Genomic DNA, 21524 nt, shown 5'->3' with positions numbered 1-21524 from the left:
AGGAGAGGCCGATGCCTGCTGAAGAATCCTCACCATCGTCACCATGGCATGCGGGTGAACTGCAGTTGCAGCGGCACGCCGGCGTGGTCGAGCAGATGGACCCCATCGGCCGCAGGGTCCTGCGCACCTTTATGCTCGATCAGCACCGGGAGTTCTATTCGCTGCTGCCCTTCATCGTGATCGGATCTGTCGATCGTGATGGCATGCCATGGGCGACGATCCGCAGCGGACGGCCAGGCTTTCTGCATTCGCCCGATCCTCTGACGCTGGATATTAATGCCGCGAGCGATCCGGATGATCCGGCCGAAGCCGGCATCATCGATGGGGAACCGATCGGTCTGGTTGGCGTCGATCTAATAACGCGCCGACGCAATCGGCTAAATGGTACTGTCATCCGCAGCGGCAACGAACGCTTTTCCGTTTCAGTCGGGCAGAGCTTCGGCAACTGTCCGCGCTACATCCAAAATCGGCAGTTCAGCTTTGTGCGCGATCCGGCTTTGCCGAGGCGGTCCGAGGTGCTGGTTTCAAATGGACTGGACGCAGACGCACGGGGTCTCATCACAGCTGCCGACACCCTCTTCGTTGCCTCATATGTGGAGCGCGAGGGTGAGGGACGGCAGGTGGATGTCTCCCATCGGGGCGGCCGACGCGGTTTCGTCCGCGTGGATGCCGATGGTGGCCTGACCATACCGGATTTCAATGGAAATCAGTTTTTCAACACGCTTGGTAACTTCATCATCAATTCGCGCGCCGGACTTCTGTTCGTGGATCACGAGACGGGCGACATGCTGCAGATCACCGGCCGCGTCGACGTCATTTTGGATTCACCCGAAATTGCCGCCTTCGAGGGCGCCGAGCGTCTGTGGCATGTCATGCCAGAGAAGGTGGTGATGCGCAAAGACGCCTTGCCGCTGCGGTGGAGCTTGATCGAAGGCGGTATGTCACCGAACAGTTTGATGACAGGCGGATGGAGTGAGGCCGCTAGCCGCTTAAAGATAGCAGCCCAGCCAAAGACGTGGCGGCGCTTCCGCGTGCAGAAGGCCATTCGGGAGAGTTCCACCGTCCGTTCGCTTCACCTTGCACCAGTCGATGAAGAAGCTGTCATTCCCCACCTTGCGGGCCAGCATCTGCCGATCAGAATGAGGGACGGGGCGGACTCGCTTCGTCGGAGCTATACAATATCCAGTGCTCCATTGGATGGCTTCTACAGATTGAGCGTGAAGAGTCAGGGTAGGGCATCAACGCTCTTGCACGCACTGCGTGAAGGCGACGAGATCGAGGCACTGCCACCGGTCGGAGCGTTTACCATCGACGCGATGGAACGGAACCGGCCGGCCGTTCTCCTCGCTGCTGGCATCGGGATCACGCCGTTGCTGTCCATGCTGCGCCACGTTGTCCAAACTGGCGACAGGACGCGCTATCGGCGGGGAATCTGGTTGTTCCGGTCGTCGCATGTCTCTGCTGAAAGAGCGTTTGATCGCGAAATCGGCGAACTGGTTGAGCGCAGCGAAGGGACAATTCGAGATATCCGGGTGCTCGGAGCGCCCGATGTCGAGGACGAAGGTCTTTTTGATGCAGTCGGTCGCGTCGACATGACGCTGTTGAACGCACATCTGCCATTTAACGACTATGATTTCTATATCTGCGGACCATCTTCCTTCATGCAATCCATATATGACGGGCTGCGCGGACTAAATATCCCAGACGGTCGGATACATGCAGAGCAGTTTGGCCCTTCCGGCCTGAAGCGAGATCCAGGTGCTTACTCGTCCTCTCTGCCGCGCAAGCCTGCAGCCAAGGCACCGATCCGCGTCGTCTTCACTCGGTCGGGAAAAGAGACACTCTGGCAGCCAGGCGGGGGGCGTTGCTGGAAGTCGCCGAGCAGCTCGGACTCAGTCCGGTCTTCGGCTGCCGAGCAGGCAATTGCGGCGATTGCCGAACGAAGATTGTCAAGGGTGCCGTCAGCTATCAATCAGAGCCTGGCTGTGCCGTAGCAGCTGGAGAGGCACTAATCTGCTGTTCGGTACCTGCACAAATGGATGAGGCTTTAAAGCTCGAACTGTAATGGCTGGCCGGATCGGTACGCGCGTTTTCCTATCCCCGCCGTGTAGGCGAGGTGAGTGAGAATATTCTCTGAGAAACACTGAATTGCTGCGTTACCGCTTCCGGATCCTGGCGCTGGGGGATGTGCTTATGCACTGAAGCACTTGCATCGATCTCACAAGTCCATGATTTGATCCTCTGAGACTTAGTCCGTCGCTACGGCGGGTCGTCGTTCCATGCTCTTCAAGGAGGCAAGATGGGCCGCTTTCCGCAGTGCCTTGGGTTCAATACTTGTCGGTGTTCACCGGAGCAAAAGTTGCATAATTTAACGCAACATTACAACCCACGCTCCGCTTGCATGCACCGTCTGTATTTTCAATAGCTTGGCGGACTAACTCTCGGGGCGAGGGTTCTGATCCCTTCAAGAGCATTTGAGCGCCGAGAGCGGATTATTCCGGCACAAAACTGCATCTGGAAATCGTCATTCAATTGCATTACTATCTCTGAAAATGTAGGAGATAGTCATGGCTGCAAACGCTCTTGTCCAAACACGCATTGATGCCGAAGTTCGGGATCGGGCTTCGGCCGTGCTTGAAAGCATGGGGCTCACGGTATCTGATGCGGTTCGTATTATGCTCACCCGGACTGCTAACGAAGGGGCGCTACCTCTTGAACTTCTTTCTGGGAGTGAAACACACGATGCCTGGTTTCGGACCAAGGTGCTCGAAGCGTTAAATGATACTCGGTCGGATTTAACAGACGACGAGGCCGAGGCGCACTTTGCCAAACGCCGAGCGGCGGCCCGCCTTAAAGTGGGTTCGACAGAATCGTGAAGCTTACTTGGTCGGCGTTTGCGCTATCGGATCGCGACGCCATCTTCACGTATATTGAGGCAGATAATCCTGCGGCCGCTATTCTCATCGATGAGCGGATAGTATCCGCCGCCCGTCGCTTGCTCGACTTTCCTGCCAGTGGGCGCTTGGGTAGAATCGCCGGTACACGCGAACTCGTCATCAATGGTACACCTTACGTCGCCGCCTACGCCACTACCGAGACGACAGTTCGAATTCTTCGCGTACTCCATGGCGCGCAGGAATGGCCAGAATATCTGCTGCAAAACTGATCAACCACAGTCGAACCGGACCGACCAGTATCAACACTGCCGATCGATCCCGCGGCGTTTCGTATGGTCCGTTGTGCAAGCGCGCAATCGGCCCGTCAGCGTAGCGCGATCTAAACCCACCCTGATGAACTGCTCGCGATGACCAGAATTATCGGCTTCCGGGGCAGGTTGGGGGTATCCGGCCGATCTATGAATTTTCGATCACGGGTGCCGCTATCGTCGACGTTCATTACATCGGCGCGTCCTGGAATGGTCCGATACCGTCAGCCTTTTACCACTTCACGCGTAGGCCCACCTGTCCCCTGACGGAGTAACTGTCGCCGAAGTCATTCAGGCTGGTCTGAACCAGAGCTTCGCCATAGATCGAATACTTGTCGTCGTCCCAGCTATAGGTTCCCCCGATCCCCAGACCGCCCCATACACGATCATTGCGGCTGGCGAAGCTCACTCCCTCGACATTGACACTCGTCCCTTCAAGAAACTCATAGTAGAGATTGCCAATGCCGTGGACGTGGGTGCGATTGAGCAGTCCCTCGTCGTTCCGCCACGAGCTTTCGTGGTCGAGGGTCACACCGAGACGGCCTTGCAGGCTTTCTCCACGGTCGAGGCTGACACGGGCGCCGAATGTATCGGTAAACGCGTCGAAGTCGACATTGGAATAGACCAGCTGGGCCTGCGGCGTGATGGACCAGGCTGGATCGATGGCAATGCGCTTGCCGCTTTCCAACGACAGTGTGTAGCCAAAACCGCCATTGTTGTCGGTGAGGTTTGTACGGGCAAGGAGAGAGTCGAGATCGCTCGTGTACCAGGTCATCTGAGCCTGACCGTCCAGATAGAAACCGCTCTCGCCATACCAGGTCAATGTCCCGCCAAGACCGTAACCGTCCGTGCTGATCTCCCCATCGCCGTAAACAGAACCGGTGTCGGTTTTGCCATGGGCGTAATGGATTGTGAACCCGCCAATCAGCTTGCCGCTTTCCGCTTCTGTAAACAGCCCATCAATACCGGCCTGAAGTTTGAAGATATTCTGCTCGGACTTGGTGCCGGAGGTCGAGAAACGCGGTTCGATGCTGTTATGCACACCTTCAATGCGGCCCCATACACCGTTTCCTTCGATCGCAACGCCTGCTTGTTCGGGAGTGGGATAAGGTGTGCCGACAGAAGCGCCATTACCGGCCCAGAAACGATTACCGACACGTTGCTGCAAGGTTGGCACGCCGTTCAGACCCCGCAATGCCCGGGGGTATGCCTCGTAGGTCGGAACACCGGCCTGATAAAGCGGAGCAGTCGGCGTCGGATTCGACACGGTCAATTGCGAACGCAAATACCAGTTGCCATCATTCGGTGATGAAGTGCCCCCTTGATAAAGCTGATAGGCGTAGGCACCTGCAACGACCGCTTGCCTGTCACCCACCGTGTAGTCGCCAATGAGCGAGAAAACACCGTTGGAAGCACCGTTCACTTCGATGATACGGATACCTTCACTGGTCTGCGCACCCGTGCCACCGACATTGTTGACGCCGACATTTGTCGTGCCCGATGTGTCGCCATTGACGATGACCATATCCGTATTGGAGTTGTCATCACCAAGGGCAACATCGAACAGCATCTGTCCGCCATTGCCGCTATAATTTCCACCGATGATGACGACATCGCCGACAGCATCGTCCACCGTGGTGATGGTTCCGGCGTTGGCCACATCGCCGCTGAACGAATAGAACCCGGTTCCGTTGCCCGTTCCGACTAAATTGGACGTTGAATCAATCGTCATATTGCCGTCGAAGGCGAGTGATGCCATGCCGTCAAGTGTGGAATTGTTGTTCAGGAACACACCGGTCGTTGCTTCGTCCGGCTCGCCGACATGCCATGTGCCGTCGTCGATCGACAGATTGGCACCATCCAGATTGACAACTTCCCAATTGATGATCCTGCCGCCATTCGTGGTCGCTTTCACACCGCGAAGCGTAAGCGTATCGATCATGCCGTCGGCAACCGAGGTATCATCGCCGCCGTCGAGCACCTGAGAACCATCATAGGCCGATGCGCTTACCATCGCTGTATCGGAACCGTCCTGACCGTAGAAGCCGCCAGCCAGAGTGCCGCCCGTCCAGGTGAACGTATCATTGCCTTCATGGTTTGTGACACCGTCGTTGCTTCGAGCGTCGTCTCTGTCGTCACCGTAGATATTACCGATATAGGTTCCCCTAGCCAGATTGAAGGTGTCATCGCCGAGGCCGAGGACCGCATCACCGGTTACGGTGCCAGCGCTGTTAACGACGACATTCCCGCCAATCGTGTCCGATGCAATCGGGTTACCCGCAACACCGCCGTCACGAATGGCTATTCCGGACGTTGCCGTGACCGTTGCGGAAGCTGCGATATCTATTGTCGAGCCGTTCGCTGCAATCGTTTGGATACCCGCGCCCGCACCGCCACTCACCCTACCACCGACGCTGACCAGCGAGGCGCCCGTACCCCTATTCGACGCCAGAATGCCGGTTCTGCCAGCAATAGAACCCGCCGTTTGTCTTACGGTCAGATCGGTGGCGCTGCTGGCATTACGCGAATAGACACCGTAGTCACCGGAGGCGATCACATCGCCGGAAAGTGTAACCGTTGTTGTGCCGGTTCCCGCATTGTCTGCGAAAACACCATAGGTGCCGCCTTTGACCGTTCCGGAAGTCTGGCTTACAACAATACTGTCCGCTGTGGCCGCGTTATAAGCGTAAAGTCCAGCGCGTACGATTGCCGTGGCATCGCCGGAACTGATGATCGTCGTTGAGCCGCTACCCTGATTATTGGCATACATGCCGAACCAATTGCCGGAGATCGATCCCGCGGTCTGGGTAAGAATGATATCTGTCCCGGCTGTGGAATTGTAGGCATAGACACCAAATGTGTCGTTATTTGCCGCGCCAGTCTGGGTCTGGTTGATGATCCCGGCTGTCGTGATCGATATGGCGCCGGCCGCCCAATTATCGGCGCGGATGCCATGTGTATAACCGGTTATCGTGCTGCCGGCTGCCTGGGAAATCGTGATGCCTGTCGCGTTAGCGAAATTTTGCGCCCATATACCGTTTTCGGCTGCACCGTCCACATCGCCGGCGACACTAATTGCGGTCACCCCAAATCCACGATTGGTTGTGGAAATTCCGTTATCCGCGCCAAAAATCGTCCCGCCCGTCTGGCTGACGGTCAGGTCTGTTGCGAAACCGTCGTGGGAAACATAGACACCATTACCGATTGTCCCAATCGCCGTGCCTGAGGATGTGATCGTTGTGGGACCTGTACCGGTATTGATGACATAGATACCGTCAACGCCGGTGATGCTACCGTTCGATGTTATTTCAACCGCGCCGAAAACATCATTGATCGCCAAAATACCCTGCCCACCAGAGGACGTTATGGAGGACGCATTTCCGTCCGTTATGGCGATCCCTCCGATGGTCTCGACTCTGATGGCTTCCCCAGAGGCTGACAAACCAAATCCTGGTTGTGTGACAACCGTTACGGGCGCGGAGGAAAAGATCACCGCCGACGGATCGCTCCCTGTGGCAGCGCCGGAACAGCTCCAGGTTCCAGGGCCAGCGGGATCGCAGCTACCTGCCAGCGATGGCGAAGACCAGAGGAGCACCGATGTAACTGCCGCCGCCGAAATGACGGACAAACTTTCAAATGACAGTACCAAACGCGCTTCACAAGGCGCTATGCCACCGACGATCCTCTTACACTTCCCCACTCGGCCGCCACGGATGAGCATGTTATTTGCTCGATTTGTATCAGAATTATCTAAGAAAGACCCACCCCCGTTAGATGGACGCTTCTTGAAAAATGCTCCAGGTGCGGTCATTCACGGTCCCCATCTTCCGTCCCGATAAAGCTGAAGAGTGCTTCTCGCGGAACCATCTCCCCGAATCGAATTCGCCCAATGGTTGTTCCAGATGATTGAGATCTATATATTACTAAAATATAATCAACGGTGAATTCGAAGTTGCGCAGCCGTTAGAAAACTGGACCGACGCAGCCGAAATGGTTGGTGTTCCGCATCCAGCGGCTACCTAGCGTATTAATTTAGGGTGTCGTGGGTCCACACTACTCTCTGCAGCGTTAACCATATAGGGAACCGCCATCCCAAATCCGCTTCGGTTATGTTAACCCTTGGTAAACAGGGGCGATAGACGGACCAACGACGTGAGCTTTGTGTTGGAGAAACACTGGGAGCGGCTGCTTAAGGAAATCGCGGCCTGCGAAATGGCAGTTCGAGAGATCGAAACCGATCTCCGCCTCAGGGCAATGTCGAACGACGCTGACGACAGAGAGCTGACCTTTCTGCGGCGACTCAAAAATGAAAAGGTCGAACTGCTTTATCGTTGCCAAAACCTGAGAGAAGCGTTCATTGCGTTGCTAGGCGATAACGATATCGCCGCCGAGTAGTTTCTGGGTCGAGATCGCAGGCAAACCCAGTGAACTTTACCTAAAACGCGATTTGCAGCAGTATTCCTCCCCACAAGTCGCAAATACGGCCTCGGTCACCGGAAATGCGCCGCCGAAGCGTTCTGACAAGCCGACCTTTTCGCTGTGCTTAGTCCGTAGGCGCGATGGGGCTGGGTAGATACGCTTATTGCGGAACCAGAGACGGCTCTCCTATCGATGACGTAACGTCCCAAGTCTGGGATCACCACAGGTTTGCCCTCAATACTTGAGCAAATCAGTGCGTGAAACCTATGTGCCTGATTTAGTGCATCACGCGGTGGCCACTGGTTCGATTCCGCTCAAGAGCTTAGACCGTGATTTGAGACGCGAGTCAAAGTGTACAGTGCTGCTTCGTGGCAGGTCAGCTCAAGTCAAAAGTTTCGAAGGAACTCTATGTGTTTTGCAAGCTTTACCGATGACATCATCAAGGGAGTCACCAGATGGTACTCATCGAAGCAAAAGATGGCACGAAACTGCACGTCAAGGATATGGGCGAAGGCCGTCCGGTCATTCTTATCCACGGCTGGCCGCTGACCGGCGATATGTTTGAATACCAGACGGTGGCTCTGCTGGAAGCAGGCTTCCGGGTCATCACATATGACCGTCGGGGATTCGGCCAGTCTGGACATCCGGCGAGCGGCTACAACTATGATACCTTCGCCGATGACCTTGCCGCTGTCATCGATGGCCTAGAACTCCAGAGTGTTTCGCTTGTCGGCTTTTCCATGGGCGGTGGCGAAATTGCTCGCTATCTCACGAGGTACGGCGCGTCGAAAGTATCAAAAGCAGTTCTCGTCGCATCAGTTGCCGGTTATCTTCTCAAGGACGAGAGCAACCCTGATGGCGTTGATGCCAGCGTCTTTGAAGGCATGAAGAAGGATATCCGCAAGGATCGCTTCGACTTCCTGCAAAGCTTTGCCAAGACGTTCTACGGCGTCGGCTTCGTGACCAGCCCGGTAAGCCAAGGCATTCTGGACTGGTCCTTTGTTCTCGGTGTTATGGCAAGCCCGAAGGCCACAATCGATTGCGTTGACGCATTCGGCAAGACGGACTTCCGGCCAGATTTCGCGGCGTTTACAATCCCCACGCTGGTCATCCACGGCACGGGCGACAAGACGGTGCCAATCGATCCAACAGGCCGAGCGGCTGCGAACGGTATCGCCGGAGCAAAGCTCATCGAGTATGACGGAGAACCTCATGGCCTGTTTGCGACTGCTCCTGATCGCCTGAACCAGGACCTGATCGAGTTTCTTGCCTGATGACAGGGTGGGCGCATCCAAGCATGCGCCCACTGTCTCAATAATCGGACGTCATTTCAAAATATGTCAGCGCGGAAACCTCGCCAATCCCTTCGCCAAGATCGGGCCAGTGGGACGACCTGTTGGCGATCCACCCGCCTGTTCGAGCGTGATCTCGTATAGCTGATTGTCACGCGGGGTTGGCAATGCGGGCCCGTCAAGGCGAGCCGAGCGAACGCCTTCCAGCAATCCAAGCGAAACAGGCCCCATTTCCCGCGACGGAAGCGTCCAGACCTCTATCGCTTTATCGTTCGGCACGGCAAAATCGGCCAGCATCCGTATCGTCGCCCGCTCGTTTCCAAAGTCCTCGACGACAGCCTGAACCTCTCCGGCCTCATTGATCAGAACGGCGACGACAAGCGGCTCTATCGTGCGAGTGAGGCTGTATCCAAGACCGATCGCAAGCAACAACGCAGCTGCAAATGACGAGAGTGCCGCAATCTTCCAGCCTTTGCTGTTATTATCATTCGCAACCGTGGACACAGGAGTGTCGCTTTTCGCATGCTGCGCAGGCAGCGCTGATTCAATGCGATGCCAAAGAGCCTCGTCGACGGTTGCCGGTGTAACTGCTGTGTCGAGCGGCAGAAAACGCTCGCGGCTTGCGGCAATCGCGGCCTTCAGTTCGGGATCACGCTCCATGGCTTCCTCGATTTCCGCGGCGGAGGCGCTCTCGGCCAAACCCAGTACATACTCATCGGCGAGGTGCGCTATGTCCGTGCGATCATAGGTCATGCCATGCACTCCCGAAGCGTCACAAGCCCGCGCCTGATCCAGGATTTCACGGTCCCAAGCGGAATTCGCAGTCTGCCGGCGATCTCCCCGTGTGAATACCCGCCAACATAGGCCATAAGAATCCCGTGCCGCTTCGTTTCATCGAGCGATCCGAGGCATTCGTGCAGCCGGGATTGCCGGTCCAGCCGGTGCCACGCTGCCATGATTGTGTCTGCTTGCTCGGCTTCCTGAAGCGTTTCGACCTCTGCGACCGAATGTTCACGCCTGCCATCCCGCAGGAGATTGAGCGCCCTGTTTCGAACGATGGCATAAATCCATCCCCGCGCGGAGCCACGGTCGGCACTGTATTGATAAGCGTGGGTCCATATTCGGATAAAGGCTTCTTGGACCACCTCTTCGGCAAGCTCGCGACGCCTGACGATGCGTTGCGCCACAGCGACCAGCCGCCCGGCCTCCTGATCGAAAATGCGTCGCAGTGCCAATCGGTCGCCCTTGGCGCAGGCGGCAAGCGCCTTATCCAGATCATCCGGCCCAGAGCCCATCAATATCCTTATCCTCCCTTGATGCCGCGGTTGAACATCGTCAGCCTTCTGGAACTATACCCATCCAGGCAGCGAATGAATGCACCCTGAAAATTATTTTTCTCACCTGCATCCAAACGCATCCTTTGCGGTGTCTTCAACAAAGAAGGGTCAAAAGCCGAGTGCCTGACGCCTTCTTGAACGTTGAACGCACGGGAGAAAGACATGAAGACCATTCGTTTCGCACTGATCGCCTCCGCAGCCTTCGCCGCCATGGCATCGACAGCCTTTTCGGCACCCGTTCTTGGGCTGACGGGCGACAAGACACTCGTCATGTTCGATACTGAAAAGCCCGCGGTGACAAAGACCATGGAAGTAACCGGCGTCGACAAGCTCGTCGGCATCGACTACCGCCCCGGCAACAAGACGGTCATCGGCGTTACCCCGGATCATCGCATCGTCACCGTCAATCTCGAAAGCGGTGCAGCCACCGATCTGGCGAAAATGGACAAGATGCTGACGATGACGGAGGCGCCGGTCGTCGTTGACTTCAACCCGATGGCTGATCGTCTTCGTTTCATGAGTGGCACCACCAACCACCGTGTTCACCCCGATACCGGTGCAGTCACGGTAGACGGAACGCTAGCCTTCGAGGATGGTGACATGCACAAGGGCGAGGTGCCCAACATTGTCGCAGCCGCCTACACCAACTCCATCGGCAAGCCAGAAAAGACCGCGATGTTCAATATCGACGCGACCATCGGTGCTCTGGTCCAGCAGACCAAGCCGAATGACGGCACTTTGAAGGCGATCGGCAAGCTTGGGCTTAAAGATAAACCCGCCACCTATGCCTTCGATATCCAGGGCATGGAAGGCGGCGAGAATACCGCCTATCTCGCTGCAAACAAAATGCTTTACACCGTCAATCTCGAAACGGGTGCCGCAGCGGAAGTCGGTGCTATTACAGGCACGGACAACGAAGTTCGCGACATCGCTGTTCTTCCCGCTATGTGAAACAGGAAGACGGACGGAGGCATCTAGCAGCAATTTGCCGCCGTCCGCGCTTCCGTTTTGGAGGCCTAATGTTTGCGAGAGCGATCCAGATGTCTGATTATTATTGCTTTTCCGACGGCGAAGGCGATTGGGCGTTGCTGCGGTATGCAAGCCTAGTTGGGGCGGCAGGATCGATGGTTGTCATTTCTTGAGTCGCGGAAGCCTCTGAAGTTGCGGAGTTATAGTTCGAGGTCCCAATTATGAGGTTGGCGCCGTAATGCCTCTTTCGAATCTATAGCTCGCAGTGCAATTAGTAACAAAGCAGTTCGCTGGATCGTGGATCTCTTCGCTGAACGCTGGCGGTGTTCATGACATCGCCAGCCCGGCACCCTTTACGCCGCCTCCCATACTTGGTTCAGTATTTTGGCCGCAAGTGCTGCTTTGTCTTGCGGCAAGAAACGCCCGTAGTGCTGTTGAACCATTTCCGGCGTATCCTGAATGGCATAGCTCGCCTGTTCATATGAGCCCGTGAGTTTGAGGATGTGCGTTGCCAACACGTCCCGAACATTGTGTGGGCCGTGCGGCAGCAAGCCACTGATTGCTCCGCGACCGGTATAAGGGTTATAGATACCATAGCGTTGGATGATGAGACGCCAAGCCTCGTAGAATGTCGTTTGATTATAGGCGGCGTCAGCGCTTGATAGCTTGACGGTTTTGACGAAGAAAGTACCCGGATCGGTAGCCTGACCGAGCAGAACCTTTCGATGACGTTCGATGTAGGCGTTGATGTAGTGATAAAGGTTGAGCAAGTCTGGCAGGATGAGTCTGAATGGCTTTGATCCGAAGAACGACGAGTTGGCGTTCTTAAAGGCGACCGACGGGATCAAAACTTCCCAGCCTCGCTCTCTGTCGTTCCACCGAATTTCTCCGCGCCGCATCTCTTCCAGACGCCTTTCGGACGTTGGGAAATGTCCGCGTGGGCAAAACAGCAGCTGTCGGAGGTTCTTCTGTCGCAACCCAAGATGAAGTCCTAGCCTCAACATGAGAAACGAGCGCACGGATTCTGCAGCAGCTCTCGGATAGCGGTCTTTGTCAGGCATGCGGAAAAGGATTTCGTCTGTGATCTTGCGGTATTCGGCAAGCGGGCTTGGTGCCTCAAGCACACACATGATCGGCTCAAATGGGTCTCGATGAACGCGCATCACCCGTTGGATTTCCCTGATGCGGTTCCTTGCGTGAGAATGGAACGCGTCGCAGCAAGCGTGCCAATCACGCCGGGCGAAGGCGATCTCCTTTTTCGTAACCAAGCCATTTACCGGCACCACGCGCTCGATGAGTTCGGGATGCTGCCTGATCCAACCGGTTTCCTCTCGGGTGAGCGACAACGAGATGCTGAGCATGTCCGCTTCCCAGGCCGTGTAGAAGCCGCGTCGTCGCTCCCGCCACTGTAGATACCAATCCCAGACACCCGGAAAAACCAAGAGTCCAAAGGTCAATGCGCTAAGCGGCACGCCTCGACCGGCGACTTCGCCCTCAGGTGACGCAGCAAGAGCACCAAACATCAACCCAAGATGTTCGAGCTTCTGAGATGCCGTTTCCTCGCCCCAAACTCCATTGCGCTTGAAGCCGACTGCCGTCAGGGTCGCGGTCTTGAACGACATTAGATTGGCCATTTCGAGCGCAAGTTGGGCAGGTGCGTCGATTACGCCGGAAAGCATATCGGGGTCTTCCAGCTCGTCTTTACATTCATCGACCACCTTACGGGGTGACGTCATCGGTCTGCGAGAACCGCCGTACGTTACGCCAGGAAAGCGGATGGCATAACGTTGTTTCGTCGCCAGCGCCTGATAACGACGATAGTCCGTCGCACCGGTTAGAATAACCCGCCTTACCCATTCAAGGATTTCCGCACGCTTTTCCTCCGGCAGTAAGTTGAAATCATCCGGCAGATGCCATGCCAGACGTCGGCGCTCCGCGGGAGATACGTCGTCACCAACGTCATATCCGGCCCCGGCGCGAGACTGATGTGGCAGCTTTTCCTTGAAGTAACCGAGTGGCAGTCGGTACCGGCGTTCTATTCGATTGAGGATTTCCAAGTTTGCCACGCTGCGTGGCACTTTCGTTCCCTTCAACCAGCTCAACAACGTTGTTGCTTCAAGCGCATCTCCTTCTCGGAAAATGGCGCGATGCAAATGGTAATAGCTCTCGCCGAAACGGTCGATATGAAATTGGAGAGCCGCCTGAAACGACACCGGTTCGTCGTAAGTCTCGAAAAGCGGTTCCGGGAACTCTTCGATGGGCTTGGGTTTCGGGCCGGGCTTTGATCGATAACCGGGTTTTGCCGCGTCAGAAGCTTGTTTGCTTGAGAGACCTTTTACGCGGCTCCGTGTTTCTGCTCCTTTGCGTGCGGCCGAGGGCCTTTTATGGCTTCGCCCGGTTTCAGCGAGCCACCGTGAGATCGCATCGAAACCGTACTGGCCGACCCTCCTGAGTTCTGCTGATATTTGCTCAAGACCGCATGCGAGTGAGATTTCTTCCCAATTGACGTGCCTGCCGAGCATTGGAGCAGGCATCTGGTCATCGATGAGACCGATCATATATTCTGAAATTGCTCGAACTTGTCTTGCGTCTGTGAGTGGTGCCAACTTCATGTCGCAGAAGCTGGAAATCTTGCGCCGAAAGACGATTGCCGATTGATCTATGCTCATTCAGGTTTCCCTTGCAGATTACAGCCCAGCCTGGGCGCGGCTTGCTAAGGGAATGAGGTTAATGAGGTATTAATACGCTGATTGAATTTATGCGACTACGCCGAAGTGATGTGTTGCTTTCCGGAGGAAGAGCCATCGCGACTTCTAACGCCTCTAACTGAGCTCCTCTCGTCAATTGGTTCTCCGAAAATCCACAATCAGCTCATAGGATGTGCTGCGGCCTCCTGCTTCCCCTTTCCGTAGAATGCCTTTCTCCAACAGGTCTGCAATGTCGCGGGACGCCGTATCTTGAGATGCGTTCGTCAGCTTCGCCCACTTCGTTGATGTGAGCTTGCCTTCGAAATTGCCCTCTAGCAACCTGTTGAGGACCTTAGCTTGTCGCGGATTAAGATCATGCACAGCATGCTTTTGCCAAAAGTCATTTTTCAGCAAGACGTTATCGAGAGTTGCGAGCGCACCTTCAACCGCGTTGCCCAAACGATCCAAGAACCACTCGACCCAGCTTGTTATGTTGAGAGATTCGTTACTAGTGACTAATTGCAGGGCTTCATAATAGCCCGTTCGCGACTTCTCAATAGCGGCGGACATGGAGTAAAGTCTCTGTGCCCCGCCACCGCTTTGTGCAAGTATCATGTCTGCGATTGCACGGGTGATGCGACCGTTGCCATCCCCGAATGGATGGATGGCTACGAACCAAAGGTGGGCGACAGCCGCTTTTACGAGAGGATCGAGATCATGCGTTTTGTTGAACCATTCGAGGAAGGTCGACATCTCACGCTCCAAGCAATCTGCCGGCGGCGCGACATAGTGAACTTTCTCGTATCCGAATGCGCTTGACACGATTTCCATACGACCGCCTGAGTCGTCACGCCAATTTCCGACACGCAGCTTGTGGCCCCATTCGTTTCGTCCGGTCGGAAACAGCGCTGCATGCCATTGAAATAGCCGCTCTGCCGTCAGTGAGTGTGAGCAATTGATCGTAGCGTCGAGAGTGATATGGACAATACCTTCAACAGACCTGTTCGGGGTCACGAAACCATCGATGTTGATACCAAGCCGTCGGGCTAACGATGACCGGACCTGCTGTTCATCCAGACGCTCCCCTTCGATCGCCGACGATTTGACAACGTCGTCCGTCAGCGCCTGCAGGAACGTTGCTTCCCGTATACGAAACCCGAGGCTCTCGACGCGGCCGATGAGGCGCCCTTGATCAAGGCGTACGGCTGACACTTTCGACGCCAAGCGCTCGAGCTTCCAGTGGAACTTCGGCCATTGAGAGGATTGCCAGATATACGCCATAGTTCATAGTACGCTCCGAATGCGGAGAATAGCAAGCTTAATCTCCGCAATTATGCGGACGTTATAGTGCTTAATCTCCGCACGACGCTCAGATCAATGATGCTAGCGGTCGCCATGGGATCAAGAGACTGGTCGATCTTATTCAAATCGTTCCCACGAATTGCTGTGTTAATACACTCTCCCACTCGGGGAAAATTGATTATCAGGGTCGCTGGTTCATATCCCTTCAAGAGCGGAATTGCACTCAAGGGTTCGTAACTTCATTTCTAATGAGGAGTATGCGGAGAGGGATAAAGCGCCGCGCCAACCTTCCGAGCGGCGGCCGCAAGGCGCTTATCCCTCGTCCACAAGCTGGATCGTCGGTCCAGGAGAGTTGAAGTCAACAAATGTGCATCAGTATAGCCGATCCCCATGCTGAATATCGACTGGCGATCAATGACTGTCATTACCTCTGCATGGGTTGCGACTACTGCTTCACGCTGAGCTGTGAGAAATGCTAATACCGCATCCCGTTCTCGCAGACTACCCAAGGCCAGTTCACCTACAACGAAAGGGTGGCAAAGCAGCTGATCATCTCCGATGATTTTGACTAGCTCCGGCTCTACGTGTCGGAAATGATCAATCCAGATTGAACTGTCGACAAGGATCACTTCCCCACGTCGCTCCGGCGGCGAGGCGCTGCGTCAGCGTCAGGCATAGTGCCTCCAAGAGCGATTAGCCGCTTGCCAGACTCGACTCGCACCAAAGTCTCTAGTGCTTGACGCACAAGAGCCGCCGTTTCCTTCGTGCCCGTTAGGGACTTCGCTCTTTCCATAAGGCTGTCGTCGAGATTGATGGTTGATCGCATAACTAGCTCCAAAACGTTGATATGCAAATAGCACCAATTGGTGCAGAAATCTACGCCCATAAAGCCCGCATTTTTTTATGCCTATTGCAGTCGCGGTTCGAATCCCTTCAAAGGCAGGGGAAGAGAATTCACGTAATCCCATCTTGCGGTGCCCGGATGGCAATCGGTAAGGCCCCCGAGGTGAGTCGAGGGGGGGCTGCCCCCCCTCGACCTTAGTCTTCGATGATCTCGCTCTGCTTGCTGGTGTCACGCATGAACAAGTAGACGATGAGTGACACGCCGATCATGGCGGTTACATACCAGTAGAAGCCCTGTTCCCAACCGGCGCTCTTAAAGCGCAGTGCAACGAACTCCGCTGTGCCGCCGAAGAGCGTGTTGGCGAGCGCATAGGGAAGAGCAACGCCGAGCGCGCGGATATGGGCGGGGAAGAGCTCTGCTTTTACCACGGCATTGATCGAGGTGTAGCCCGTCACGATCACCAGAGCGGCCATGACCAGCAGTCCGGCAATCAGCGGGTCCCTCGTTTGTTCTAGGGCCGAGAAGATTGGATAGGTGAAGAGTACGCCCGCCACTCCGAATGCGATCATCAGCGGCTTGCGCCCGATCTTGTCGGACAGTCCGCCCGCAAGCGGCTGCAACAGCATGAAGATGAGAAGCGTAACCGCATTGATCTCGCTCGCCACCTCGCGGGAGAAGCCGGACGTGTTGACCAGGAATTTCTGCATGTAGATTGAGTAGGCATAGAAAGCCAAGGTGCCGCCTGCAGTCAGCAACATGACAAGGGCGGTCTCTTTCGGATGCTTGGTCAGAAGCTGCCAGAAGCCAGACTTCGGCTTGCCTTCTGCCTTGGCGTTTTTGAAGCTTTCAGTTTCCGCGAGACCACGACGCAGCCAGAAGACCACGACGGCGAGTGCTGCACCGACAAAGAACGGAATGCGCCAACCCCAGGCGTTGAGGGCTTCCGGGCTCATGACGTTCTGCAAAATGATGAGGACGGCGATGGCCAGAAGCTGGCCCGAGATCAGGGTGACGTACTGGAAGGAAGAAAAGAAGCCGCGGCGTTCCTTGCCGGCCATTTCGGAGAGATAGGTGGCAGAGGCGCCATATTCGCCGCCGACGGAGAGGCCCTGCAACAGACGGGCGATCACCAGAAGCGTAGGTGCCAGAACGCCAATCGTGTTGTAATCCGGTGTAAGGGCAATGATCAGCGAACCAAGGCACATGAGGGTCACGGAAAGCGCCAGTCCGGACTTGCGGCCATGGCGGTCGGCATAAAGACCCATGATCCATGCGCCGACGGGGCGCATCACGAAGCCGACGGCGAAGACGGCTGCGGAATTCAGGAGCTGTGCGGTCTGATCGCCTGCGGGAAAGAAATGCGGTGCGAAGTAGAGCGCAAACGCGGCATAGACGTACCAGTCGAACCATTCGACGAGATTGCCCGTCGAACCGCCGATAATCGATTTCAGGCGCTGCTTGCGGTCTGGCGACTGCGCGACAGCCTGATTTGCTGCTCCCTGGGTGACAGTATTTCTAGTCTCGATCAACACACTCAGACCCTCCCTTGGTCAAGTTTCACAAAGACGCCCGTGCCATTTTTTAAGGCACGAGCAAGATCGTGACGCGCGGCTTGAGCTTGGAGTCTTCCCTCCGAATGACCAGCGAGCTCCACAGAGAGCGTCTTTGCCGATCGGCACATGACCGTTCATTTAAAGCTTTTAGGACATCCTCCCGACGGCGCGTCCTCTTCCTGCAATGTGAGGGAGGGCAGGTCATCGTGTGAAGGATTGATTGAATTTCGATCAAGATATTGAAGTTAATATGTTTAATCGGTTTCTTCGTAAGACCTGAGGCGAAATCTGTGCTGATTTTTGCATGGCGTTTTGATTGAGCGTGCAATATCCTGCACAGATGTTTCTGAAACCTCGCCTACAGATCTCAGTGCTTTTGCTGATCGTGCTGGCCGTCACCGCTCTCGTCTGGAGCGGAGCGTCCCTTTGGTCGCGTCGGCAAGCGTCGGAGCAGCTGGCGGAGGAGGCTGCGCTGCTGGTGCGTCAGCACAGCCTGTTGATCGACAGCGAGCTTGCCCGTTTTCGGCTGATGCCGATCGTTCTGGGCGAATATGGCGATCTCGTCGATGTTCTCTCGACCAGGAATGCTCAGACGGCAGCGCGGCTCAGCGAGAAATTCGGTTCTCTCGGGCGAGAGACCGGAGCCTCCTATATCTATCTGATCAATCGCGACGGCGTTGCCGTGGCCGCTTCCAATGCCCGCGATGACAGCAGCTTCGTCGGGCAGAATTTCGGCTTCCGTCCCTATTTCACCGGCGCAATGCGGGAGGGGAAGGCGGAGTATTATGGCGCGGGCCTGCTCACCCGCCAGGCAGGCTTGTTTCTGGCGCGGCGCGTCGGCCGAAGCGATGCCGCGTCCGGCGTCGTCGTCGTCAAATATGAGTTCGGCGCGCTTTCCGCCATCTGGGCCGGTGATCCGGGGCGCGCACTGATCGTCGATGCCAACGGCATCATTCTGGCGGCACCTGACAAAGACCAGATTCTCACAACCCTTGCTCCTTTGCCCACCGCCGTTCGTCAGCGGATCGATGCGGTCGGCCAGTATGGCGATGCAAAGCTCGAGCCCGGCCACTATCGCGTTGCGGGACCGGATCGGATCGAGACGGCGCAGGGCGCGGAGATGATTTATGCTGCACTTCCCATCGTCGGAACGGATCTTCTCATCCTGCATCTTCTCGACACGCGACAAGCGCGTATCGCCGCGGACCGGCGAGCGACGTTTGCCACGCTTGCCATCCTGCCGCTTTTGCTTCTCGCCGGCTTCGCTGTCTGGTGGCAGGCCAATCGTACTGCAAGGCGCGCTGCGGAGCGGCGTAGCCTGGAGGCGGCGGTCGCTGAAAGAACGGCGCAGCTGCGTGAAGAAATGGGCTATCGGGCAATTGCCGATCAGCGTTATCGGGAGGCGCGCGAGGAACTGGCGCAGGCCAATCGGCTCGCTTCCGTCGGCTCCATTACCGCTGGCCTCATGCATGAAATCAATCAGCCGGTTGCTACCATCCGTACCCTTTCGGAAAATGCGCTCCACCATCTTGCCGCCAGTCGCAGCGAACGCGTTCGCGACAGCCTCGGTACGATGATTGCGATGACGGAGCGGATCGGCACGCTGACGCAGGAAATGCGCGGTTTCTCACGCAAGGGAGAGGGGCAAATCGGCGAAGAACCCTTGGACGGTATTATCGCGGGCGCGATGCTGTTGATGGAAGACCGGATTCGGAAGGCTGGCATTCGCCTGACCCTGCCGCCAAGTGGTCAACCAAGCGTGCTTGGCAAGCGTGTGCCGCTCGAACAGGTTCTGGTCAATCTGTTGCAGAACGCCATGGACGCGCTGGAGGGACACGCCGATCCGGAGATTGCGATAACGGTGGAGCATCACGAGGACATGATTTGCCTGACGGTTGCCGATAACGGCGCGGGCATCGATCCGCAGCTCGGCAAGCAAGTCTTTCAGCCCTTCGTGACCGGCAAGGTAAATGGTCTCGGGCTTGGTCTTGGCATTGCCCGGGATATCATGAGCGATCTTGGCGGCGCTCTCACCATCACGGCGTCGGCGCTTGGGGGCGCGGCCTTTACCGTTACCATGAGGGCGGCATGACGCAGAATGCACCAGAGAAGATCCTGCTCGTCGAAGACAACGTCGCCTTTCGTGCAGCGTTGGCGGACAGTTTTGCCATCGCCGGCTTGGAGGTGGAGGTGCATGACGATGGCAAATCGGCGCTTGCCAGCCTCTCCACCACGCTGCCCGGTGCCATCGTCACCGATCTTCGCATGCCGCGCCTCGATGGCAACGACCTGTTCGACGCAATCCTTGCCCGCGATCGCGAATTGCCGGTCATCCTCATGACAGGGCATGGCGATATCGCCATGGCAGTCGCCGCCTTGAAGCGGGGCGCATTCGATTTCGTGGCAAAGCCGTTCATGACGGACCATCTAGTCGCCTCCGTCCGGCGCGCGCTGGAAACCCGCCGTCTGGTCGTGGACAATCGGCGGCTGCGTCAGGCGGCTCTCGAGGCGGAACTGACATCGCCGCTGCTCGGCCAGACGCCCGCTATGGTGCAGTTGCGGGACTTGATTGAACGGGTCGCCCCGACGGACGTCAATGTGCTTATCGAAGGCGAGACCGGGACGGGCAAGGAGTTGATTGCAAGGCTATTACACCAGGGAAGCCCGCGTCGCGCGCGTCCATTCATCCGCGTCGATTGCGCGTCTATTTCGGATGCGATGGTTGACGAGACACTCTTCGGCACGCGCCTTCGTCGCGGGCTGATTGCCGAGGCCCAGCGTGGAACGCTGTTTTTGGATGGGGCGGAAATCATGTCTTCCCTGATGCAGGGGCGGATGCTAGGCGTGGTGGAAAGCCGTGAAATGCCCAATCCAAGCGGCGGGACGACGCCCGTCGATGTCAGGATCGTTACTACCTTGGCGAGGAGACACCTTGCCGGTGACGATGAAAAGGCAGACTTGCGGCAGGATCTTCTGTATCACCTCCAGACCGTGCGCATCGGTGTGCCGCCACTGCGCCAACGGCAGGGGGACATCGCCATCCTGTTCCATGTGTTTTTGGTTGATGCAGCGCGTCGCCATGGGCTCCCCAGTCAGCAGATCGATGCCGAGATGGAGGCGTTTCTCCTGACCAATGAATGGCCGGGAAATATCCGCGAATTGCGCAACTATGCAACGCAGGTCGCGCTTGGTCTTGCCTCACCGCACCCCCAAGCGTCAACGAGGTTGGGTCTGGTTGAACAGATGGATGCGTTTGAGGCAACCGTTTTGACCCAGGCACTCCAACGACATGGGGGTGACGCATCGGCCGTCGCAGAGGCGCTGAAGCTTCCCCGACGAAGCCTCTATGCCCGGTTGCAGCGCTTAGGAATTCATCCCGCCTTCTTCCGAAAGCCGCGTTGAGGCATCAACTACTCTCTGGGCTTTTGGTTTTATTTTCCTAGGCCGTGTCCTCATAAACGGGGTTCATCTTATTGAAGGTTTGTGATTCAATCTCGTTGAAAGGAGATTGCCATGCGCCGTTACGAATTGAGGGACGAAGAATGGGCTATATTTTACCGCTGCTGCCGAACAATAGCCGTGGAGTTGAACCCTTTCGTGGCCAGTTCAACGAGCGGCAGGAAAAGGTAGTCGCGCGCATCTTCAAGGAAGGTACGGCAGGCTTCAAGGGGGGGCTAAGTGCCGAAAACTACATTTCGATCACAGATACATCCCGCGCTACAGCAACACGCGACCTTCAGCAGCTCGTGGAGATCGGTGCACTGACGCGCACGGGTGAACGTCGGCATACCCGGTGCTCGCTGTCATTGCAGAAATAAATTGCTGCCAGTCGAATGAACTCCTGTGGGAGGTTCGCATAATCTGCTTTAGTCGGCAGGCATATATCCCCTTAGGCTGCCGTCATTACAGTACGAGG

At 56.4% G+C, this 21524-nt stretch carries 16 protein-coding genes and 2 pseudogenes; 10 read left to right on the top strand and 8 right to left on the bottom strand.

Annotation, left to right across the window (positions count from 1 at the left end):
• Positions 1-11: 11 nt before the first annotated feature.
• The 4 genes and pseudogenes from AGR7B_RS24430 to AGR7B_RS24420 all read left to right on the top strand — a co-directional run.
• Positions 12-1613: pseudogene (locus tag AGR7B_RS24430) on the top strand (FAD-binding oxidoreductase); the annotation flags it as partial.
• 251 nt (positions 1614-1864) lie between these two features.
• Complete coding sequence (locus tag AGR7B_RS26495; protein WP_342065058.1) at positions 1865-2065, top strand: 2Fe-2S iron-sulfur cluster-binding protein; 201 nt, start codon at positions 1865-1867, stop codon at positions 2063-2065.
• 502 nt (positions 2066-2567) lie between these two features.
• Positions 2568-2876 carry a type II toxin-antitoxin system RelB/DinJ family antitoxin gene (locus AGR7B_RS24425; RefSeq protein ID WP_078053757.1) on the top strand — a complete coding sequence of 103 codons (309 nt, stop codon included), beginning with the start codon at positions 2568-2570 and terminating at the stop codon, positions 2874-2876.
• The gene (locus tag AGR7B_RS24420) at positions 2873-3166 is read left to right on the top strand and encodes a type II toxin-antitoxin system RelE/ParE family toxin (RefSeq protein ID WP_078053756.1); all 294 of its coding nucleotides are present in this window, start codon (positions 2873-2875) and stop codon (positions 3164-3166) included. Before AGR7B_RS24425 ends, AGR7B_RS24420 begins: the two co-directional genes overlap by 4 nt.
• A gap of 271 nt (positions 3167-3437) precedes the next feature.
• On the opposite strand, the gene AGR7B_RS24415 is transcribed toward AGR7B_RS24420, so the two are convergent.
• Positions 3438-7016 (bottom strand): autotransporter outer membrane beta-barrel domain-containing protein, encoded by a 3579-nt coding sequence (locus AGR7B_RS24415; protein ID WP_080858340.1) that lies wholly within the window; start codon positions 7014-7016, stop codon positions 3438-3440.
• A 341-nt stretch (positions 7017-7357) separates the two neighbouring features.
• Here AGR7B_RS24415 and AGR7B_RS24410 point away from each other — a divergent pair, with 341 nt between their 5' ends.
• Complete coding sequence (locus AGR7B_RS24410) at positions 7358-7600, top strand: hypothetical protein (RefSeq protein WP_078053834.1); 243 nt, start codon at positions 7358-7360, stop codon at positions 7598-7600.
• A gap of 479 nt (positions 7601-8079) precedes the next feature.
• Positions 8080-8898 carry an alpha/beta fold hydrolase gene (locus AGR7B_RS24405; RefSeq protein WP_080858339.1) on the top strand — a complete coding sequence of 273 codons (819 nt, stop codon included), beginning with the start codon at positions 8080-8082 and terminating at the stop codon, positions 8896-8898.
• 66 nt (positions 8899-8964) lie between these two features.
• Here AGR7B_RS24405 and AGR7B_RS24400 read toward each other — a convergent pair whose 3' ends face one another.
• Positions 8965-9669, bottom strand: coding sequence for an anti-sigma factor (locus AGR7B_RS24400; protein ID WP_080858338.1), 705 nt, complete (start codon positions 9667-9669; stop codon positions 8965-8967).
• Positions 9666-10211 (bottom strand): sigma-70 family RNA polymerase sigma factor, encoded by a 546-nt coding sequence (locus AGR7B_RS24395; protein WP_080858337.1) that lies wholly within the window; start codon positions 10209-10211, stop codon positions 9666-9668. The genes AGR7B_RS24400 and AGR7B_RS24395 overlap by 4 nt, the downstream gene beginning before the upstream one ends.
• Before the next feature lie 204 nt (positions 10212-10415).
• Between AGR7B_RS24395 and AGR7B_RS24390 the strand changes: the two genes are divergently transcribed.
• A complete protein-coding gene (locus AGR7B_RS24390; RefSeq protein ID WP_080858336.1) occupies positions 10416-11204 on the top strand; it encodes a DUF4394 domain-containing protein in 789 nt (262 codons plus the stop codon).
• Positions 11205-11575: 371 nt separating this feature from the next.
• On the opposite strand, the gene AGR7B_RS24385 is transcribed toward AGR7B_RS24390, so the two are convergent.
• From AGR7B_RS24385 to AGR7B_RS24365, 5 genes are all read right to left on the bottom strand, one after another.
• Positions 11576-13891 carry a hypothetical protein gene (locus AGR7B_RS24385; protein ID WP_080858335.1) on the bottom strand — a complete coding sequence of 772 codons (2316 nt, stop codon included), beginning with the start codon at positions 13889-13891 and terminating at the stop codon, positions 11576-11578.
• Positions 13892-14062: 171 nt separating this feature from the next.
• Positions 14063-15190 carry a Fic family protein gene (locus AGR7B_RS24380; RefSeq protein WP_080858334.1) on the bottom strand — a complete coding sequence of 376 codons (1128 nt, stop codon included), beginning with the start codon at positions 15188-15190 and terminating at the stop codon, positions 14063-14065.
• A gap of 266 nt (positions 15191-15456) precedes the next feature.
• Positions 15457-15840 (bottom strand): type II toxin-antitoxin system VapC family toxin, encoded by a 384-nt coding sequence (locus AGR7B_RS26360; RefSeq protein WP_080858333.1) that lies wholly within the window; start codon positions 15838-15840, stop codon positions 15457-15459.
• The gene (locus tag AGR7B_RS24370) at positions 15837-16037 is read right to left on the bottom strand and encodes a type II toxin-antitoxin system VapB family antitoxin (protein WP_080858476.1); all 201 of its coding nucleotides are present in this window, start codon (positions 16035-16037) and stop codon (positions 15837-15839) included. The genes AGR7B_RS26360 and AGR7B_RS24370 overlap by 4 nt, the downstream gene beginning before the upstream one ends.
• Positions 16038-16249: 212 nt before the next feature.
• Positions 16250-17506, bottom strand: a complete 1257-nt coding sequence (locus AGR7B_RS24365) for an MFS transporter (RefSeq protein ID WP_245317792.1) — start codon at positions 17504-17506, stop codon at positions 16250-16252.
• A 472-nt stretch (positions 17507-17978) separates the two neighbouring features.
• Between AGR7B_RS24365 and AGR7B_RS24360 the strand changes: the two genes are divergently transcribed.
• From AGR7B_RS24360 to AGR7B_RS24350, 3 genes and pseudogenes are all read left to right on the top strand, one after another.
• Positions 17979-19700 (top strand): sensor histidine kinase, encoded by a 1722-nt coding sequence (locus AGR7B_RS24360; protein ID WP_245317768.1) that lies wholly within the window; start codon positions 17979-17981, stop codon positions 19698-19700.
• Positions 19697-21010, top strand: a complete 1314-nt coding sequence (locus AGR7B_RS24355; protein ID WP_080858330.1) for a sigma-54-dependent transcriptional regulator — start codon at positions 19697-19699, stop codon at positions 21008-21010. The genes AGR7B_RS24360 and AGR7B_RS24355 overlap by 4 nt, the downstream gene beginning before the upstream one ends.
• Before the next feature lie 191 nt (positions 21011-21201).
• Positions 21202-21426 (top strand): annotated as a pseudogene (locus tag AGR7B_RS24350) (DUF4172 domain-containing protein); the annotation flags it as partial.
• Positions 21427-21524 lie beyond the last annotated feature (98 nt).

This window comes from Agrobacterium deltaense RV3, assembly GCF_900013505.1.
GTDB lineage: Bacteria > Pseudomonadota > Alphaproteobacteria > Rhizobiales > Rhizobiaceae > Agrobacterium > Agrobacterium leguminum.
This window is presented reverse-complemented; position numbering and strand designations above follow the sequence as displayed.